The 16,491-nt window shown below is 52.7% G+C and carries 13 protein-coding genes; 6 read left to right on the forward strand and 7 right to left on the reverse strand.

Going from position 1 to position 16,491, the window contains the following annotated elements; translation table 11 throughout:
• Both JW499_RS14675 and JW499_RS14680 read left to right on the forward strand, forming a co-directional pair.
• A partial coding sequence (locus JW499_RS14675; RefSeq protein ID WP_332874434.1) for an RHS repeat domain-containing protein occupies positions 1-1,391 on the forward strand: 1,391 nt, incomplete at its 5' end.
• A 2-nt stretch (positions 1,392-1,393) separates the two neighbouring features.
• Positions 1,394-1,870, forward strand: a complete 477-nt coding sequence (locus JW499_RS14680) for a hypothetical protein (protein ID WP_205211318.1) — start codon at positions 1,394-1,396, stop codon at positions 1,868-1,870.
• 1,341 nt (positions 1,871-3,211) lie between these two features.
• Here JW499_RS14680 and JW499_RS14685 read toward each other — a convergent pair.
• From JW499_RS14685 to JW499_RS14700, 4 genes are all read right to left on the reverse strand, one after another.
• On the reverse strand, positions 3,212-6,319 hold the full coding sequence (locus tag JW499_RS14685) for an efflux RND transporter permease subunit (protein WP_205211319.1): 3,108 nt from the start codon (positions 6,317-6,319) through the stop codon (positions 3,212-3,214).
• Positions 6,316-7,398: an efflux RND transporter periplasmic adaptor subunit gene (locus tag JW499_RS14690; protein ID WP_205211320.1), complete on the reverse strand. Its 1,083-nt coding sequence runs from the start codon at positions 7,396-7,398 to the stop codon at positions 6,316-6,318. The genes JW499_RS14685 and JW499_RS14690 overlap by 4 nt, the downstream gene beginning before the upstream one ends.
• A 107-nt stretch (positions 7,399-7,505) precedes the next feature.
• Positions 7,506-7,940: a cytochrome b562 gene (locus JW499_RS14695; RefSeq protein WP_205211321.1), complete on the reverse strand. Its 435-nt coding sequence runs from the start codon at positions 7,938-7,940 to the stop codon at positions 7,506-7,508.
• A 1-nt stretch (position 7,941) separates the two neighbouring features.
• Positions 7,942-8,193, reverse strand: coding sequence for an FmdB family zinc ribbon protein (locus JW499_RS14700; RefSeq protein ID WP_205211322.1), 252 nt, complete (start codon positions 8,191-8,193; stop codon positions 7,942-7,944).
• 149 nt (positions 8,194-8,342) lie between these two features.
• Here JW499_RS14700 and JW499_RS14705 point away from each other — a divergent pair, with 149 nt between their 5' ends.
• Both JW499_RS14705 and JW499_RS14710 read left to right on the forward strand, forming a co-directional pair.
• The gene (locus JW499_RS14705) at positions 8,343-8,684 is read left to right on the forward strand and encodes a 4a-hydroxytetrahydrobiopterin dehydratase (RefSeq protein ID WP_205211323.1); all 342 of its coding nucleotides are present in this window, start codon (positions 8,343-8,345) and stop codon (positions 8,682-8,684) included.
• A gap of 108 nt (positions 8,685-8,792) precedes the next feature.
• Positions 8,793-9,425 carry a DUF2799 domain-containing protein gene (locus JW499_RS14710; RefSeq protein WP_205211324.1) on the forward strand — a complete coding sequence of 211 codons (633 nt, stop codon included), beginning with the start codon at positions 8,793-8,795 and terminating at the stop codon, positions 9,423-9,425.
• Positions 9,426-9,602: 177 nt separating this feature from the next.
• Here the strand turns inward: JW499_RS14710 and JW499_RS14715 are convergent, their stop codons facing one another.
• Positions 9,603-10,082, reverse strand: a complete 480-nt coding sequence (locus tag JW499_RS14715; RefSeq protein WP_205211325.1) for a Spy/CpxP family protein refolding chaperone — start codon at positions 10,080-10,082, stop codon at positions 9,603-9,605.
• A gap of 162 nt (positions 10,083-10,244) precedes the next feature.
• Here JW499_RS14715 and JW499_RS14720 point away from each other — a divergent pair, with 162 nt between their 5' ends.
• A complete protein-coding gene (locus JW499_RS14720) occupies positions 10,245-10,946 on the forward strand; it encodes a response regulator transcription factor (protein WP_205211326.1) in 702 nt (233 codons plus the stop codon).
• A 35-nt stretch (positions 10,947-10,981) separates the two neighbouring features.
• Positions 10,982-12,286 (forward strand): HAMP domain-containing sensor histidine kinase, encoded by a 1,305-nt coding sequence (locus JW499_RS14725; RefSeq protein WP_205211327.1) that lies wholly within the window; start codon positions 10,982-10,984, stop codon positions 12,284-12,286.
• A 7-nt stretch (positions 12,287-12,293) separates the two neighbouring features.
• On the opposite strand, the gene JW499_RS14730 is transcribed toward JW499_RS14725, so the two are convergent.
• Both JW499_RS14730 and JW499_RS14735 read right to left on the reverse strand, forming a co-directional pair.
• Positions 12,294-15,029 (reverse strand): EAL domain-containing protein, encoded by a 2,736-nt coding sequence (locus tag JW499_RS14730; RefSeq protein WP_232846438.1) that lies wholly within the window; start codon positions 15,027-15,029, stop codon positions 12,294-12,296.
• Positions 15,030-15,069: 40 nt separating this feature from the next.
• Positions 15,070-16,476: an N-succinylarginine dihydrolase gene (locus tag JW499_RS14735; protein ID WP_205211328.1), complete on the reverse strand. Its 1,407-nt coding sequence runs from the start codon at positions 16,474-16,476 to the stop codon at positions 15,070-15,072.
• Between the last annotated feature and the right edge of the window lie 15 nt (positions 16,477-16,491).

Raw genomic sequence — 16,491 nt, forward strand, 5'->3', positions numbered from 1 at the left:
CACTGGTGGCGATCCACAGCTCCGGTCTGGATAGTCTGGGAGCGGTGAAAGCACCGCAAACCCGCTATCTGCACAAGGATAACCTGGGCAGTGTGGACACCATCACCGATGCGGTGGGTAATATCGTTGACCGGATGAGTTTTGATCCCTTCGGTGGCCGCCGCCAGAACAACTGGCGGGAAGCGACCGCCGGCGTCAACCTGATCCCGGTGTTGACCAACCGCGGCTTTACCGGTCATGAGCATCTGGATGATGTCGGTCTGATCCATATGAACGGTCGGGTGTATGATGCGGCGTTGGGACGGTTTTTGAGTGCGGATCCGAATGTACAAGCACCGTATGCGACTCAAAACCTGAACCGCTACAGCTACGCGATGAATAATCCGCTGAAGTATACGGATCCGAGCGGATTCTTTTTTAAGAAGCTGTTTAGGTCCATTAAGAAGGCAGTTAGTAATGCGGTTAAGTTTGTTAAGAAGTATTGGCGGCAAATCGTTTCTATTGTAATTATGGTATATCTGCCTGGATATATACCCGAAGCGTGGGGGCCCGTAGTCACCGGTGCTATAACCGGAGGTGCAGCAGGTTTTGTATCTACGGGAAGCCTTAAAGGTGCCGTTATGGGGGCTGTAAGTGGCGCTGCTTTTGGAGCATTACATGGCTTTGATGGAGGCGTACTTGGCTCTGTGGAAAGTATACAGAAGATAGGCATGCATGGGTTAGTTGGCGGAATAACTTCAAAAATGCAAGGAGGTAAGTTCGGGCAAGGATTCCTGAGTGCCGCATTCACTCAAGCGGTTTCAATTGGCGCAAAAGGGACTAGCCTATTTAAAACAGCTGCAGGCAGAGCATTGAATGCAGCAGAACGGGCTAATAATGCTATTATCGCAGCAGCTATAGGTGGTACTGCTGCGTTGGTGGGCGGCGGTAAGTTTATGAATGGTGCAGTTACCGGCGCGTTTTCTCGGATGCTTAATGATGATGCTGATTGGAATAGAAAAGCGATACGAGCTAAAAGAGTTGTCCAAATCGCCAGTGATAAGGGCTCTTATATGAAAACGGAGTATGGTGAATGGCAGGCGAAGCCTTCAGATCAACTAAATGTAGATATACTAGATATTATACCAGCAACTCGAACTATTCGAGCTTTGAAGGCAATAGATACTCTCATGTTTAATGATGAGGTAAGGTCTGTATATAGCGTCGAGTACAGAGAATATACAGACTATGAATACGATACTTTATACGATCTAGAAAATGGTAAAAAAGTTAATGTTCAATTTTATCAGGGTTCAAGGAGAGAGCTTAGCACATATGAAAAACCTACAGGGTATAAAGAGGCAGTAGGTGTCCAAAGTAGAAGTTGTATGGCGATGACAATAGGATGTTAGCTATGAGAAGGTTTGTTACCATTGTGCTTACATTTATTATTTATCTGATTGTTGCTGGCTGTGAAAAAAATGAGCCTCGCCAACCATTTGGGGAGAGAGTTAAGCTATCAAATCCCGATAACCAAATAAAGTTTGAGCAAGAAATATCTTCCATAGAATACTATAAAGATCGTGAGGGATATGTCATATACTCTTTACATGATTATGATCTTGTTCTATCTGCTATTAGAAAAGCAATTTATGGAGATAGATTTACTCCCACTACCGAAGAATCTATTATCTTACATAATGAATGTAGAAAAGAAATTTATATTAATTTATTAAAATCAGTTAACATCAATTATTCGATTGAAAAAGGTCCAGATGGCGCTAAAGATTATCTAGTTTGGCGTCAGCTAGATGGTTATAAAGTTGATAAGGTAAGGAAAGAAGCCGAGTTTGAGTTTTTAAAAAGAGGTCCTGATTGTTATATTAGATAAATAAAGGATAAAGGGGACAGAGTGAAGCTCCCCCAGTTTAACAACAATAAAGGGGACAGATTTATTTTCCGGTGGAATTACCACCGTACCAAAGGCTATATCGGAGGGCTGTATAATCGCCGCGAGGGCGCGCCTCCCACAGTATTGTTCTCTATCGCAGTTACCCATCAGGAAAAAGGGGGCAGATTTATTTATAGGTCATCAGGCCAGTGTCGAATGGCGCTGGCCTTTTTCTTTGTGTGCCGTTCGGCCAGCAGGCCGTGCAGTTGGCTTCAGCCCAAGTGATCAGTTCCTGCCAGCCGGGCGCACAGATGGGACCAGTGCACGCAGCAAAACAGGTAACAGATTCTTCCTCTGCTCTATCTCTTCCTCGGTGCTCTCTGTGTCCTCTGTGGTAGAACCACTTTTCACGCATCCGTGTTCCCCAACGAGATTACAAAAACAGGGACAGGTATCTTTAAAACACGCTTCTCATTCATTTTAAATATGGGTTTTATTTCTGATATGGGATAGCCAGAAACCTGCTTGAATGGCTACACGACCCTGATAACCGTGCTTTTCAGCCAGTTCCCCGCCTCAGCTGTTATAAACTGATAACCGATCCCCCCAGCAATAAAGGGGACAGATTTATTTTCCGGTGGAATTACCACCGTACCAAAGGCTATATCGGAGGGCTGTATAATCGCCGCGAGGGCGCGCCTCCTACAGTATTGTTCTCTATCGCAGTTACCCATCAGGAAAAAGGGGGCAGATTTATTTATAGGTCATCAGGCCAGTGTCGAATGGCGCTGGCCTTTTTCTTTGTGTGCCGTTCGGCCAGCAGGCCGTGCAGTTGGCTTCAGCCCGAGTGATCAGTTCCTGCCAGCCGGGCGCGCAGATGGGACCAGTGCACGCAGCAAAACAGGTAACAGATTCTTCCTCGGCTCTATCTCTTCCTCGGTGCTCTCTGTGTCCTCTATGGTAGAACCACTTTTCACGCATCCGTGTTCCCCAACGAGATAACAAAAACAGGGACAGGTATCTTTAAAACACGCTTCTCATTCATTTTAAATATGGGTTTTATTTCTGATATGGGATAGCCAGAAACCTGCTTGAATGGCTACACGACCCTGATAACCGTGTTTTTCAGCCAGTTCTCCTCCTCAGCTGTTATAAACTGATAACCGATGACTCCTGGACCGAGCGTTTAAAATGCTCAGGCGGCTTGAGCTGCTCGCCGCTGGCGGGCGATTTTTTTGGGATAGAGCATTTCAAATTGCGTCGCGTTGCTGAGCCAGTCTTTCTGATCTATTTTGAGCCTTTTCAATATCGGTGGCAGGAGCATTTGTGCTAGATGGTGCATCAACTCCGCACTGAACCCCACTCATTCACCAGATGGTAGATCACCGGGATCAGCACCAGGCTGACCAGCATAGAGAAACTCAGCCCCCAGATCACCGTGATCGCCAAGGGTTGCAGCATCTCAGCGCCATCGCCCCAGCCCAGCGCCAGTGGCAGCATGCCGGCGACGGTGCTGAGGGTGGTCATGATAATCGGCCGCAGGCGCAATCGGGCGGCGTCCAGAATCGCGTCGGTGATGTTGTTGCCCTGATCTCTGGACAGCTCGACGTATTCGATCAGCAGGATGGCGTTGTTGACCACAATCCCGGTGAGCATGATCATTCCCAGCCAGACCGGCATCGACAGTGGCAGCGCGAGCAGCCAGATCCCTGCAGCAACGCCGATGGCGGCAAAGGGCACGCCAAACATGATGATCAGCGGGTTGCGCAGGGATTCATACTGAATCGCCATCACCACGAATACCAGAAACAGCGCCAGGCCGAGTAACAGGCTGGTGAGCTTGCTCTGTTCTTGCAGAACCTTTTCAGAGCCACCGTCATACGCGGTATAGCCCGAAGGCATGACAAAGTTATCCCGCACCTGATTGATGGCGCTCAGGGCTTCTCCCAGGGTGATATCCGGTGCCAGCGAGGCGGATATCTCGACGATACGCATCTGATTATCGCGCTGAATACTGGCGGGGGTTTCTATCAGCTCCAGGCTGGCAACATCGGACAGATGTACCGGTGGTGAGGCCCCGGTGCCGGGGAACAGCAGCAGTGTCTCCATCGATTCCGGGGTGTTGAAGTGCTGCTCCGCCAGTCTTAGACGGATATCGTAGGCGTGGTCATCGGTGATAAATTCGCTGATCACCTTTCCTTGTAACGCGATCTGAGTGGCTTCGATCAGGTCCGCCAGCTCGATCCCCAGCTGACTGGCGCGCACCCGATCCAGGGTGATCGACAGTTCATTGAGCTGATCCTCTGCCGAATGGCTCAGGTTGCGCAGTTGTGGCAGTGTCTTCAGCTCTGTTGTCAGTTGCTCTGCCAGACGGGTCAGGGTGTCATTATCCGGCCCCTGCAGGCGCAGGCTGATATCCTCGCTGCCGCTGTTGGTGCGGATACCCCGGATGCCGCGCTGAGTCATGCGCACCGTAAACCCCGCCAGTTGCAGTTTGGCGATCTGCTGCTGCAGTCGTTCGATCCACTGATTGCTGGACAGGTCCCGCTCGGCGACCGATTTCAGTTGCACAATGACGGTGGAGCGGTTGGACTGCTCCCGTTGCGAACGTCCGAATACAGAACCACCTACCAGAGTAAATACCGTGTCAGTTTCCGGCTGACTGGAGAACAGTGCTTCCAGCTGTTCCACCCGGCTGTTCATCTCGGTCAGGGAGATGCCGGTGTCCGCCGTAATTCTGACGGTTATCCGGCCATCATCCAGCGGCGGCAGGAAGATCTGTTTGCCACTGACAAACACCGGGGCGCAGACTACCAGAGCGGCAACAAAGCAGAGCAGGGTGAGCAGACGATAGTGCAACAGTTTGCTGAGAATCGCGGTATAACTGCGCCGTAATAACTGTAAAAAGCGGTCGGTCAGGTGACGTACTCCGCCCCCGTTGGTTACTCTTTTAGTTGCCGCCGCGAGTGCCGGTACCAGCGTTAGCGCGATCACCATAGACGCAAAGATCGCCGCTGAGATGGTGATGATCAGCTCCTGAAACAGCAGCCCCGTGAGACCACCGATAAACAGAAAGGGCAGCACCGCGCAGAGGTTGGTGGAGGTCGAGGCGATAATGGCACTGTTGACCTCGGTGGCCGCGTTATTCGCGGCCGCCAGTGGGTGCTCATGATTTTGCTGATGACGGTTGATGTTTTCCAGCATCACAATGGTGTTATCCACCAGCATACCGATCCCCAGCGCCAGCCCTCCCAGCGTCATAATATTCAGGGTCAGGCCACCGAGTCCCATTAAGACACAGGTAAACATGATCGCAATCGGGATGGCGCTGCCGATAATCAGGGTATGGCGCAAATTACCGAGGAACAGGTATACCACCGCCATCGCCAGCAGTGCGCCACTGATCGCAGCCGTGGCGGCATTGTTGAGGGCCTGTCTGACATAGATCGACTGGTCAGAAACCTGGGTAACGCTGATATCTTCAGGAATAATCTGTTGTTGCTCCAGCCATTCCAGTCGCTGTTTGACCTGATCGGCGACATAGGTGGTGTTGGCGGTGGGTTGCTTCTGAATCGAGAGCTTTATGCCCTGGACACCATCGGCGCGGATCAGAATCCGTTCATCTTCGGTACTGAAATCGATCTGGGCCAGATCGGCGAGGGTCAGGGTAGAGTCGCCTCTGCGGGCAACCGGTAACTGACGCAACTGGTCTAATGAGATGAGACGGCCACTGATACGGCTGTTGAGTTCATGGCCGGGCATGGTTATCCGTCCTGCAGCCTGATCACCGTTGCCCTCTTTGAGCGCCGCGACCAGGGTGCTGTAACTGATGTCGTAAGCCGCCATCCGCTGCTGATCGGGGGTTACATGCACTTCGCGGACCACGCCACCCCCCACTTCTGCGGCGGCGACTCCAGGCAGATTGAGCAGCCATTTTGCGAGAACATCATCAGACCACTGTCGCAGTGCCGCACTGTCGCGAATCTGCGAGCTGATAACAAACTCCATCACTGGGATCTGCGCCGGGTCCAGCTTATAGATGACGGGTGAATCGATCGAGTCCGGCAGCGTACGCCGTGCCCTGTCCAAGCGTGTGCTGGCATCCCGCAGGGCGATATCGATATCTTTGCCATACTCAAAGGCCAGATCAACACTGGTGCTGCCCTGAGTGGTGGTGGACTGTACATGAATCGCATCTTCAGTGATGGCCAGTTGCTCTTCCAGTTTGCGGGTGACGCGATCCTCCATCACCGAAGGCGGCACCCCCATGTCGACCACTCTGACGCGGATCTCCGGGTAGATAATATGGGGCAGCAGATCAACCGCCAGTCGGTTAAGCGCGAAAGCTCCCAGCACAATCACCGCCAGTGCAATCATCACCACCCCGACAGGGTGATGAATAGACCAGTTCGCAAGCCCTCTGGAGTGGCGCATGGATCTCTGTTTCACGGTGAAGCGGTCCCGTTCTGACTATCAGTTCCCCGGTCAACCACGGTCACCGGCATCCCCGCTTTAAGGTTGGTAAACCCGCGGGTGATTACCCGCTCTCCGGGTTGAAGCCCGGCCAGCACCTCAATCTGTTCGCCCGCTTTCAGGCCGGTTTGCAGCGGCCGGATCTGAACATGGTTGTCGTTATCGATGATATACACATAGCTGCCGCTGTCAGACTGACGCAGACTGGCAAACGGCAGCAGCAACACCTGTTGCCGGGCAATCTGGAATTTTACCCGGGCAAACTGCCCTGGCCGGGCACCCCGGGGCGCTGGATTGAGACTGATCTCAAGGGTGCCGCTGCGGGTTGTCGGGTCGATGGTGGGGTAGATGCGGCTGACTCTTCCTGAGACCTCGAAGCTGTTGGCCCGGTTGGCGCTGCGCAACGCATCGATCTCAATATCCACCGGCATCTCGGGGGGCAGCTGATTCAGCAGCAGCTCAGACACATCTACTTTAAGCCGCAGACTGCTCAGGTCCGCTAAGGAGAGCAGCAGAGAGGATTTTTCTGCCAGGTTTCCCGGTTCGGTATGGCGGGCGGTTACCACACCATCAATCGGTGATTTTATGCGGGTATATCCGAGACGGGTGGCGATCACCTGCTCGTCGGCTTTGGCGACTGCCAGATCGGTCTCTTTCTGGGTCAGCTCTGAACGTGCGGTAAGGTTGCGTTTGATCAGCCCGCTGATTCTCTGCAGCTCTTTTTCCGCCTGCTGGCGTACCGCCCGGGCACGCTGTAGCTGGGCGCTGAGCAGTTGATCATCAAGGGTGATCAGCAGATCGTCACGCTTTACCGTATCGCCTTCACGGGGCAGGATCTGCTTAACGATTCCCTCTTCCTGGTTATAGATATTGATGGTCTGGAACGCTTCAAGGGTGCCGGTACGCACCCGTTCAAGCTCGATATCCACTGGCTGGACTGACAGCACCTCCACCAGATGGGGTTTGGGCATACGGGCTTTAGCGGGGGGCGGCTGATCGCAACCCGCCAGCATCAGGATCGCGCCGAATAAGAGGATATAAGGTTTGCAGAACATGAGCAGAAATCGCCGTCTCAATGAAACTATGAATATCTGTATCTATACCACAGCTTGATTCATAACGGACAGCGATTTCCGGGGGATATAAACAAATTGTTGTGTTATCAGAGCCCCAGATACTCTTTCACAGTATCGAGCAATAACTCAAACACCCCTGGCTTAACTTTCTTGTGATATTCCACCCGTAACTGATCGACCTCTTTAAGTTGCGACTGCAGTTGCGCAAGGTTGGCATCCGTAGCGGTTGGCAGCCCGCGGACCAGCGTATTAACCTTGTCGAGGCCTTCCAGGGAAAGCTGTTTGCGCTCCGGGGAAAACTTGAATTCACGGGCGGTTTGCAGTTCGGTCAGAAACTGTGTGATCTTGTCGTTGAAAACTGCCGGGTCGCGGGTGTCGATCGCCTGCTTATAGTGCAGTCGCATCTCTTTCATGGTGGGCTTTAACGGCCCCGCCGAGGCGCTGGTGGAAAGTGACAGGCCGAGAAACAGCGCCATAAAAACCGGTATCAGTGAGGGTTTGCCTAAACTTTTAAAAAACATATCAGATTCCACAACGTCCGGGACAACCTCCGCCACTTATACAGGGAGGGGCCTCCGGGTTTTTTAGGGTTTTATTGCTGATCACGCCACCAGTGGTCAGCAGTTTGGTGACCGGCGCGTTAGCGGGGGTTGTGCCCGCTTCGAAGCCGCCGATGTCACAGAGGTCTTGCCAGGTGGATATATCAAGGGCCATTGGATGGCGTACTTCAAACACCTCACCGGTGGTTTCACAACGATAATCATAGGTTGGCATAGTGATCTCCTAAACTCTGCAGGCGAGTCCTGTTCGGGGGAGGCACTTTAGCATGGATTCAGCGTTCTGGTTAATCAATCTGCCGGTCGGGCAAAATTGGGCCAATAGCAGACTATACTGTGGCTCAGATATCATTTTCGGAGACCGTGATGGCTGAAGACTTACTAAAACAGCGTCGTTGTGTACCTTGTGACAGCACGACACCTGCGCTGACTCCTCAGGCCGCTGAGCAGCAGCTGAAGCGCCTGGCGTCCGGCTGGTCGTGCAATGAAGTAGGCACGGAAATTTGCAAAAAGTTCCTGTTTAAAGATTTTTACCACACTATGGCGTTTGTGAATGCGCTGGCCTGGATTGCCCATCAGGAAGATCATCATCCTGATCTGGAGGTGGGATATAATCGCTGCGTGGTGCGTTTCAGCACCCATGCGATAGGCGGACTGTCGATCAACGATTTTATCTGTGCAGCTAAAATAGATGATCTGAATATCTGATATATAGTGTTCTACTCTGTTTTGCTGTAGTTCAGCTTAATTCTGTCAAACTGCGGACTGACACATTCACAGGCGCACAGATCAGCGCGCAACCCAGGACACACAGAAATGAGTATACGATATCGGAGGTTGATGCCGGGACTGGCTTTAGTGCTGGCCATGACCGGCTGTGCCACACTGGACCGGGAAAGCTGCCTGTCTGCGGACTGGCAACTGATCGGCTTTAATGATGGTGTGGCGGGGCGGGAGGCCAGCCGTCTGGAACAGCATCGGGATGCCTGTAGTGAGTATGGTGTCGTGCCCCGGATGGATCAGTATCTGCAGGGCTATGACCGGGGTGTCCGGCGTTATTGCACCGCAGCCAATGGTTACCGGCAAGCCCGCGCCGGAAAAGCACCCGGTACGGTTTGTCATGCTGAGCAACAAGCGGAATTTGTCCGGGGGTTTGAGCTTGGAACGAAAGCGCATCAGCAGGTCGCCCGGTTAGAAAGTGTAAGGCATGAGCTGAGTATTCTGATCTCAGAACAGCGTGCCGATCTGCGTGAGCGTGATGATAAGCGTGAACAACTGATTATGGAGGGTATCTCTTCTGATACACGGGCGTTTCTGCTATCTGAGATTGATGAACTGGAACATGAGATCCGTTTACGTAATCTACAGATTAAACAGCAGCAGCAAGCGGTGCGGATGGAGATCCGCTATCTGCAGGATCTGGAAGCTGATCTGCGAAAGCAGTTGTAGGCCCTTTAGTCGTTAGATTGAGCTTTTTACAGCCCAAAAAAAAGCCCTGCTTAACGCAGGGCGAGTGGCCCGTTTAAAGGCGACGGTGAATATATGATGAGAGTCATATATGAGGGGTAAACTTTAACAATGGCCCCGCTGGAGCCTGATTCAGCGGGACCGGTCACACTTACATGATTACGAACGATTTTTTGCTGGTCGCATCTCCATAAATTTCTGTTGCTGTTCCGGGGTCAGAATGGCAAACATCGCTTTTTTTTGCTGCGCCCGCATCTGTATCATCTGAGCGGTTTGCTCCTGAGCCTTGCTCACCAGTGCGGCAACCTGCTGGTCATAGTCAGATGCATTGACATCCAGATCTCTCAGTGCCGAGTGCATCTCTCGCATTGCGCCCCGCTGGTCTTTCATCTGACCTTGCTGGTTCTGAAAAAGTTCCTGCATCTGCGTTTTTTGTTCATCGCTCAGGGCGAGTTTGTCCGCCATCATATCCATTCGCCTGGCGGCATGTTTGCCCTCCATCTGCTCATATTTTCCATGGCGCCCTTCCTGGCGGTCACCGCAGCGGTCCCAGCCGTCTTTAGCGGATGCCAGGCCTGCGCTCAGGGCGCCGGCACCAATCACTGCGGCTGTAATACCGATAACAAGTTGTTTACGCATGGTTGTTCTCCTGAAGCATTGCTTGTTTTGATGGCTGCAGTATGACGCTGCCCCCTGCTAAGTTGGGTAAAGGCGGTGTAAAGTTTGGTAAAGGGGATGACTGGCAGATGAAATTCCCCCCGGGCTTGATTACTCTGGCACTATCTGAATAAGGAACGATGTATGAGCGACAACGTGAAACTGCTGCTGGTTGATGACGATCAGGAACTCTGTGAGCTGATAGGGCAATACCTTCAGTCTGAAGGGTTTGATGTCAGCTTTGCTCATAGTGTTGAGCAGGCGCTGCCATTACTGCAGCAGGACGGCAGCTATGATCTGCTGATATTTGACATTATGATGCCGGGGCAGAGTGGCCTTGAGCTGTTACAGCAGGTTCGTCCCCGTATCAAAACCCCGGTGATTATGCTGACCGGGCGGGGAGAGGATATCGACAGGATCATTGGCCTGGAGATGGGAGCGGATGATTATCTGGGTAAACCCTGTAATCCCCGTGAGCTGGTTGCCCGTATCCGCGCAGTGTTGCGTCGCAGTGGACAGCAACCGGCCGCAGAGGGCAGTTGCGATAAGCTGGCGATGCATGGCATAGAGCTGGATTGCGGCAAGCGTCAGATGCAGGTATCTGGTGCCGAACTTGAACTCACCAGTGCCGAATTTAATGTACTGGCAGAACTGATGCGATCCGCGGGAACGATTGTCAGCAAAGATGACCTCACCGAAAAGGTTCTGCATCGTAAGCTGACCGCCTATGACCGGGCGATCGATGTACATGTCAGCCGGGTACGGCAAAAACTGGCGGCGGTGCTGCCGGACAGAGAACTGATTAAAACGGTTCGTGGGGCTGGCTATATGCTGGTCAATGAGTAACGGTATCGCGACACGCGACGAGGGCGACAGAACTGATGGCGATTCGCTGGTATAAACGGCTTTTTCTGAAAATATTTGTCACCGTCTGGCTGACCAGTTTTCTGGTGATCGCACTGACTGCATTTGTGATCGGTCACCTTTCAGAGCAGCAACGTGACCGTGATGTCTTCAGCGCCCGGGTACTGGGGCAGGCGGAGTTGCTGATTGACCGTTATGAGCGGGATGGACGCCTGCCACCCCCGAAAGAGTGGCGCCGTTATCACGATGATGATCATAAAGAGCCGCGTTTTTTCCCTACCCGGGTGCAGATTACCGAACTTAAAACCGGTCTGGTTATCTTTGGTCATGACGATATCAGAAAATATCGTAACCCATTAGTGTTCAATGTCCTTTCAGATACGGGGCGGGAGTACCAGGTGGTGGCCGAGACCCGCATACGTCCGGATCTGGCGGCCAAGCTGTTTGGCTTCTTTCTCTCGGTTCAGGTGGTGTTGTTAATGGTCGTTGCCGGCATAGCGGCCCTGCTGATCAGTTTGATGGTGGTGCGTCCGGTGAACCGTTTACGCCAGTACACCCGCGATCTCTATAATGGTGATCTGAGCGCTCGTACTGACGATAATCTGAGTCGGCGGGGAGATGAGATCGGCGAACTGAGTCGCGAATTTAACCGTATGGCAGAGTATGTCGAACAGACACTGCAATCCAATATTCATCTGCTGCAGGATGTGTCCCATGAACTGCGTGCCCCTCTGGCGCGGTTACAGATGGCCGCCGGGCTGGCCGGGCAAAAGATGTCTGAGGCTGATCAGCATTTTATCGAGCGGATTAATCAGGAGTGCGAGCGGATCAACCGGCTGATCGATGAAATTCTCAGTTTGTCACGACTGGAGCAGATGGAGGTTTCCGATCAGAGCTTTGAGCTGGCCCGGGTGATCGATACTCTGGTGGAGGATTTTCGCTTCAGCGCCCCGGATCACCCGCTTGAATGGGCTCCGGTCAATTACCGTATCCGGGGCAACCCCGCGCTGCTGGAACGGGCACTGAGTAATATTCTGGGGAATGCGGTGAAACACACCCCGGCAGACACCGGGATTGTTATTTCGGCGGAACAGACCGCGGGCAACGTTCTGATCCGGGTTAAAGATCGGGGGCCTGGTCTTACTCCGGAGCAACTGGATAAGATGTTTAAGCCTTTTGTTCGCTTTACCGGTCAGCAGAACGGTTATGGGCTGGGTTTAAGTATTGCTCAACGGGCGGTGCAGTTGCTGGGCGGAACTCTTTCTGCTCAAAGCCAGCCGGGAAAAGGACTTGAGCTATTACTGGTGTTCCCCCGCATCTGAGCCGGGTTTATAGCAGGGCAGTTTCAGAAGTAGTGCTCAAGATGGTATCGATAGGCACCGGGCGGCTTATTGCGTAACCCTGAGCATAATCGACGCCAAGTTGTCTGAGACGTTCCATTATTTCGTCGGTTTCTACGAACTCCGCGATGGTTTCCATCCCCATGATGTGGCCGACCTCATTGATTGAGCGAACCATCGCTTCATCAACCGGATCGGAGATGATGTCCCGCACGAACATGCCATCGATCTTGAGCAGATCTACCGGCAGGTTTTTCAGATATGCAAATGAGGAGAGTCCACTGCCGAAATCATCCAGTGCAAAGCGACAACCCAGGCTTTTCAGCGAGCGGATAAATATCTGGGCATCTTTAAGGTTGGCGATTGCCGCGGTTTCTGTGATCTCAAACTTGATCATCTGTGCCGGCACAGCGCCCTGCTCTATACTGCGGATAATGTATCCCAGCAGAGCGTCATCTCCCAATGACTGCCCCGACAGGTTGATCGCCAGACTATCGATATGATCCAGTTGCTCAATATTCTTTGCCATCCACTGCAGCGTGTTGTGAATTACCCAGCGATCGATCTGAGGTGCAATGTTGTAGCGTTCGGCCGCTGGCAGGAAGGCCCCGGGAGCAACCAGATCGCCGGACTCAGACTGCAACCGGATCAGCACCTCATAGGCAGTTTTGTGCAGTTTCTGCAGAGGTACAACGGGCTGAACATAGAGCCGGAAACTATTGTTATCCAGCGCGCGGTGGATCTCGCTAGCCCACTGTATATAGCCTTTACGAATCAGTTGTAGCTCATCGTTTTCATTGTAGATATGGATCCGGTTGCGGCCGGCATCCTTGGCCGTGGAACAGGCGGTATCAACATCCTGTAGTGCACTCACTGCACTGGAGGTATGTCGATCGATCACCGTTAGACCGGCACTGATCTCAACAGAGAATGTGTGATCTTCCCACTGAAAACGAAACTGTTTCAGATCGTTCATAATCATCTGCAACACCCGCTCACCCTGCGCCAGGCTGGCATTTTCCAGCAACAGCAGAAACTCATCGCTACCGGGACGAGCCAGGGTGTCGCGGCTGCGAAGTTTATCGCGGATCAGATTGCTGACCTGCCGCAACAGGTCATCTCCGGCCAGATGACCGCAGCTGTCATTGATGATCTTGAACTGGTCAATATCGATAAAGCAGAGCACATGGTGGGAGTGATGTTTATCGGCGTGCTCTACGATGCGGGTAAGTTCGTTTTCGAACTGGCGACGGTTTAACAGTCCGGTGAGCGGGTCGTGGGTGGTCTGGAAGTTAATTTCATCCGATATTCTGCGAACCTCGGTGATATCCTCCTGCAGTGCGATAAAGTGGGTGATCTCGCCAAGGTTGTTGGTGATTGGTGAGATGATCTCCTCAGCCCAGTAATACTCGCCGTTTTTCTTTTTGTTATGAAACACGCCGCGCCACTCCTGCCCGGACAGCAGGGTTTTCCACAGGTCGCTGTAGATCTCCGCGGCCGTCTCTCCTGAGTTCAGGAGTCGGGGGTTTTTGCCGATCACTTCTTCCGGATAGTATCCGGTAATATCAGTGAAACGGGGGTTAACATACTCTATCTGGCCGCTGACATCGGTGATTACGACGACGTTAGGGCTCTGTTCCACCGCCATTGATAGCTTTTTCAGCGTATTGGTGGTGGTTTGTTGCTCTGTGGCATCGTTGAATACACCCACCCCGCCATTGATCTGGCCCTGGGCGTCCCGCAGGGGTACAAACTCGGCAATCAGATACATCTTTCGCTGACCTGAAACTGAGATATAGGGGCCTTCGAAGCGTCCGATATCTCCCTGTAGTGCATCCCGAAGGGCGGCTAGCAGCTTCTCATCGGTGAGCTTTTCCAGCATGTTGAAGCCAACCAGCACTGAGTCAGAGGAGCCGACGATATCCGCAAAGCGGTGGTTGATCATGGTGATAACGGCATTCTGGTCATAGTGAAAAATCCCCACGGGTGAGTGCTCAATAATTGAGGTCAGGCGCTTTTCGCTGGCATGCAGTTCCCGGGTACGCTCACGGACGCTGACTTCAAGATTTCTTGCCCAGCGACGCTGATCTGCTGAGAAGATCAGCATCAGAGGAAAGAGGAGCAGAAGAAACAGGGATGCAAAGCCGCTTTTTTTCAGAAACTGTTGCTGTAGCAGCGACTGTATATGGCTGATCTCAATATCCGCAGCGGCGATATAGGGGGTGCCATCGGAGGCCGTTTGGGGAATAAACACGCTACGAAAGTGTCCCCAGTGATCCTTGATCTCAAGAAATAGTTTCTTCTGGCTATGGCTCAGTTGCTGCAGCCGGGGATCGGCATCGGTATAAGGGAGTAAATAGTTATACAGGTCTTTACCCGCCTTCATCTCCTCATCGGTGACGCTGGCGCTGGTAAAATAGACCGCGTTGTCCTGCAGTATCAGGGTATAGATATAGATGATATCGCTGTGGCGGGTGTAGTCAGATAGCTTAATGGTATTGTGCAGATCTGCTTCAGCGCTGATATCACCGGGCTTCATGTTGTGGTGATGGAAGTTTTCCGGTAGCAGCAGCGGGGCTGTCAGGGCGCTGGTGGTCAAATCCTGATCGATCTGCCTGTACAGTTGCGACCGTTCACTGTTGTAGTCCCAGCCAACATAGATCATCACCCCGACAAGATAGGCCAGGATAGCAATGTATACCCTTTTACTGATTTTAAATGTCATGGGTGGATTATAGGTGCTTTTGCAAGAGCCGTTTACGCTCTTATACCTGAAACGGGTATAACCCCGGAAGTTTTAATATCCCGGTGAGTTCATCCAGGGCTGCCTGAATCTCAACCGGCAGGCATGGGTCGGCCAGGTCTTCAGCGTTTAACTGCTCCCGGTAGTGTTTGTTGATCCAGCTTTTCAGGCGATTATAGAGGGTGTAATCAAGTATGATGCCCGGATGTACCGCATTTTGCTCGGCCTGACTCAGCGGTACCCTGAGACGCAGGCAGGCGGGGCCACCACCATTATTCATGCTCTGGGTCAGATCGATATACTCCACCGCCGATACCGGATTATCCCCTGCTATTAACCAATCGATGGCGCGCTGTGCTTCGCTGGAGGCGAGACAATTGCTGGGTGCCAGTAACAGCATCGAGTTTTCGCCAGTGTTATGGGGCGTCCGGATAGAATGCTCAGAGAGGTGATCGGGCCGGGCCTGCGCTGATAAGCTGATCAGTTGGCTGTTAAACAGATAGCTTGAGACCGCTTCTCTGACACTGAGTAGCTGCGGACTGATTTCGGTAATAGTCAGAGGCACATCCCGGGAATGGGTTGACTGCCGCCACTGTTGCTGCAGTTGTTGTAATACCTGCCGCTGGTTAACAAAAGCCTCTGCATGCAACATCAGAAAATTACGGTGACCTACACCGATGACATCATGATGAAAGACTCCCTGATCAATGACGTCTGGGTTTTGTTGCGCAATCACAACTTGATCGGGCGGTAGCTGGTGTTGTCGCACCAGTGCTTCGCAGGCTGCCCGGGTTTGTCGGGCGGGGTAGATCTTCGGCATCTGATCGTCGCTGCCACGACCATAGACCAACAGGCTCAGTCCTGGCTGGCTGTGGGTGGGGCAGAGCCGTGTATGGTTAGCCGCACCCTCATCGGCGTAATCCGCCTGGCATGGCAGGGGCGGATGGTGGCAGAAATGATCCGGGTTATTGAATATCCGCTTTAGCATGGCGGCGCTATAGTCGGTTTCTATGGTCCGGTGAAGAGTGGTGATCAGATTGGCCGGGGTGAAATGGACTCTGCCATCAGGGCAATCTCTGCTGGCCGACACGGTTGCCGCATTAGCGGCCCACATGGTGGATGCGGAGTAACACGCGGCTAACAGGTGGGGAGCTTTCTTATAGGCCTGCCCGATGATCTCCGGGGTGGCGCCGTTGAATCCCAGCCGCTGCAAGGTCTCAACAGCGGGGCGGGGTGCCGGCGGTAAAACCCCCTGCACCTGCCCCAGTTGTACCAGACGCCACATCTTTTCCAGTCCCTGCAGCGCTGCCTGTCGTGGTGAGGCGACCCTGCCACGATGCTGATCAGAGGCGATATTGCCGGGAGACAGGCCGGCATAGTTATGGCTTGGGCCGATCAGTCCATCGAAGTTAACTTCCTGATAGTGCATAGAGCCTCCGCGCGT

Origin of the sequence: Amphritea pacifica (assembly GCF_016924145.1) — a bacterium.
In the GTDB taxonomy this organism is placed as follows: domain Bacteria; phylum Pseudomonadota; class Gammaproteobacteria; order Pseudomonadales; family Balneatricaceae; genus Amphritea; species Amphritea pacifica.

Excerpts from the sequence above, each read along its gene's own strand:
- JW499_RS14680 (WP_205211318.1), top strand. The coding sequence starts at position 1,394 with ATGAGAAGGTTTGTTACCATTGTGCTTACATTTATTATTTATCTGATT.
- JW499_RS14690 (WP_205211320.1), bottom strand. The coding sequence starts at position 7,398 with ATGTTCTGCAAACCTTATATCCTCTTATTCGGCGCGATCCTGATGCTG.
- JW499_RS14695 (WP_205211321.1), bottom strand. The coding sequence starts at position 7,940 with ATGTTTTTTAAAAGTTTAGGCAAACCCTCACTGATACCGGTTTTTATG.
- JW499_RS14700 (WP_205211322.1), bottom strand. The coding sequence starts at position 8,193 with ATGCCAACCTATGATTATCGTTGTGAAACCACCGGTGAGGTGTTTGAA.
- JW499_RS14705 (WP_205211323.1), top strand. The coding sequence starts at position 8,343 with ATGGCTGAAGACTTACTAAAACAGCGTCGTTGTGTACCTTGTGACAGC.
- JW499_RS14710 (WP_205211324.1), top strand. The coding sequence starts at position 8,793 with ATGAGTATACGATATCGGAGGTTGATGCCGGGACTGGCTTTAGTGCTG.
- JW499_RS14715 (WP_205211325.1), bottom strand. The coding sequence starts at position 10,082 with ATGCGTAAACAACTTGTTATCGGTATTACAGCCGCAGTGATTGGTGCC.
- JW499_RS14720 (WP_205211326.1), top strand. The coding sequence starts at position 10,245 with ATGAGCGACAACGTGAAACTGCTGCTGGTTGATGACGATCAGGAACTC.
- JW499_RS14725 (WP_205211327.1), top strand. The coding sequence starts at position 10,982 with ATGGCGATTCGCTGGTATAAACGGCTTTTTCTGAAAATATTTGTCACC.
- JW499_RS14730 (WP_232846438.1), bottom strand. The coding sequence starts at position 15,029 with ATGACATTTAAAATCAGTAAAAGGGTATACATTGCTATCCTGGCCTAT.
- JW499_RS14735 (WP_205211328.1), bottom strand. The coding sequence starts at position 16,476 with ATGCACTATCAGGAAGTTAACTTCGATGGACTGATCGGCCCAAGCCAT.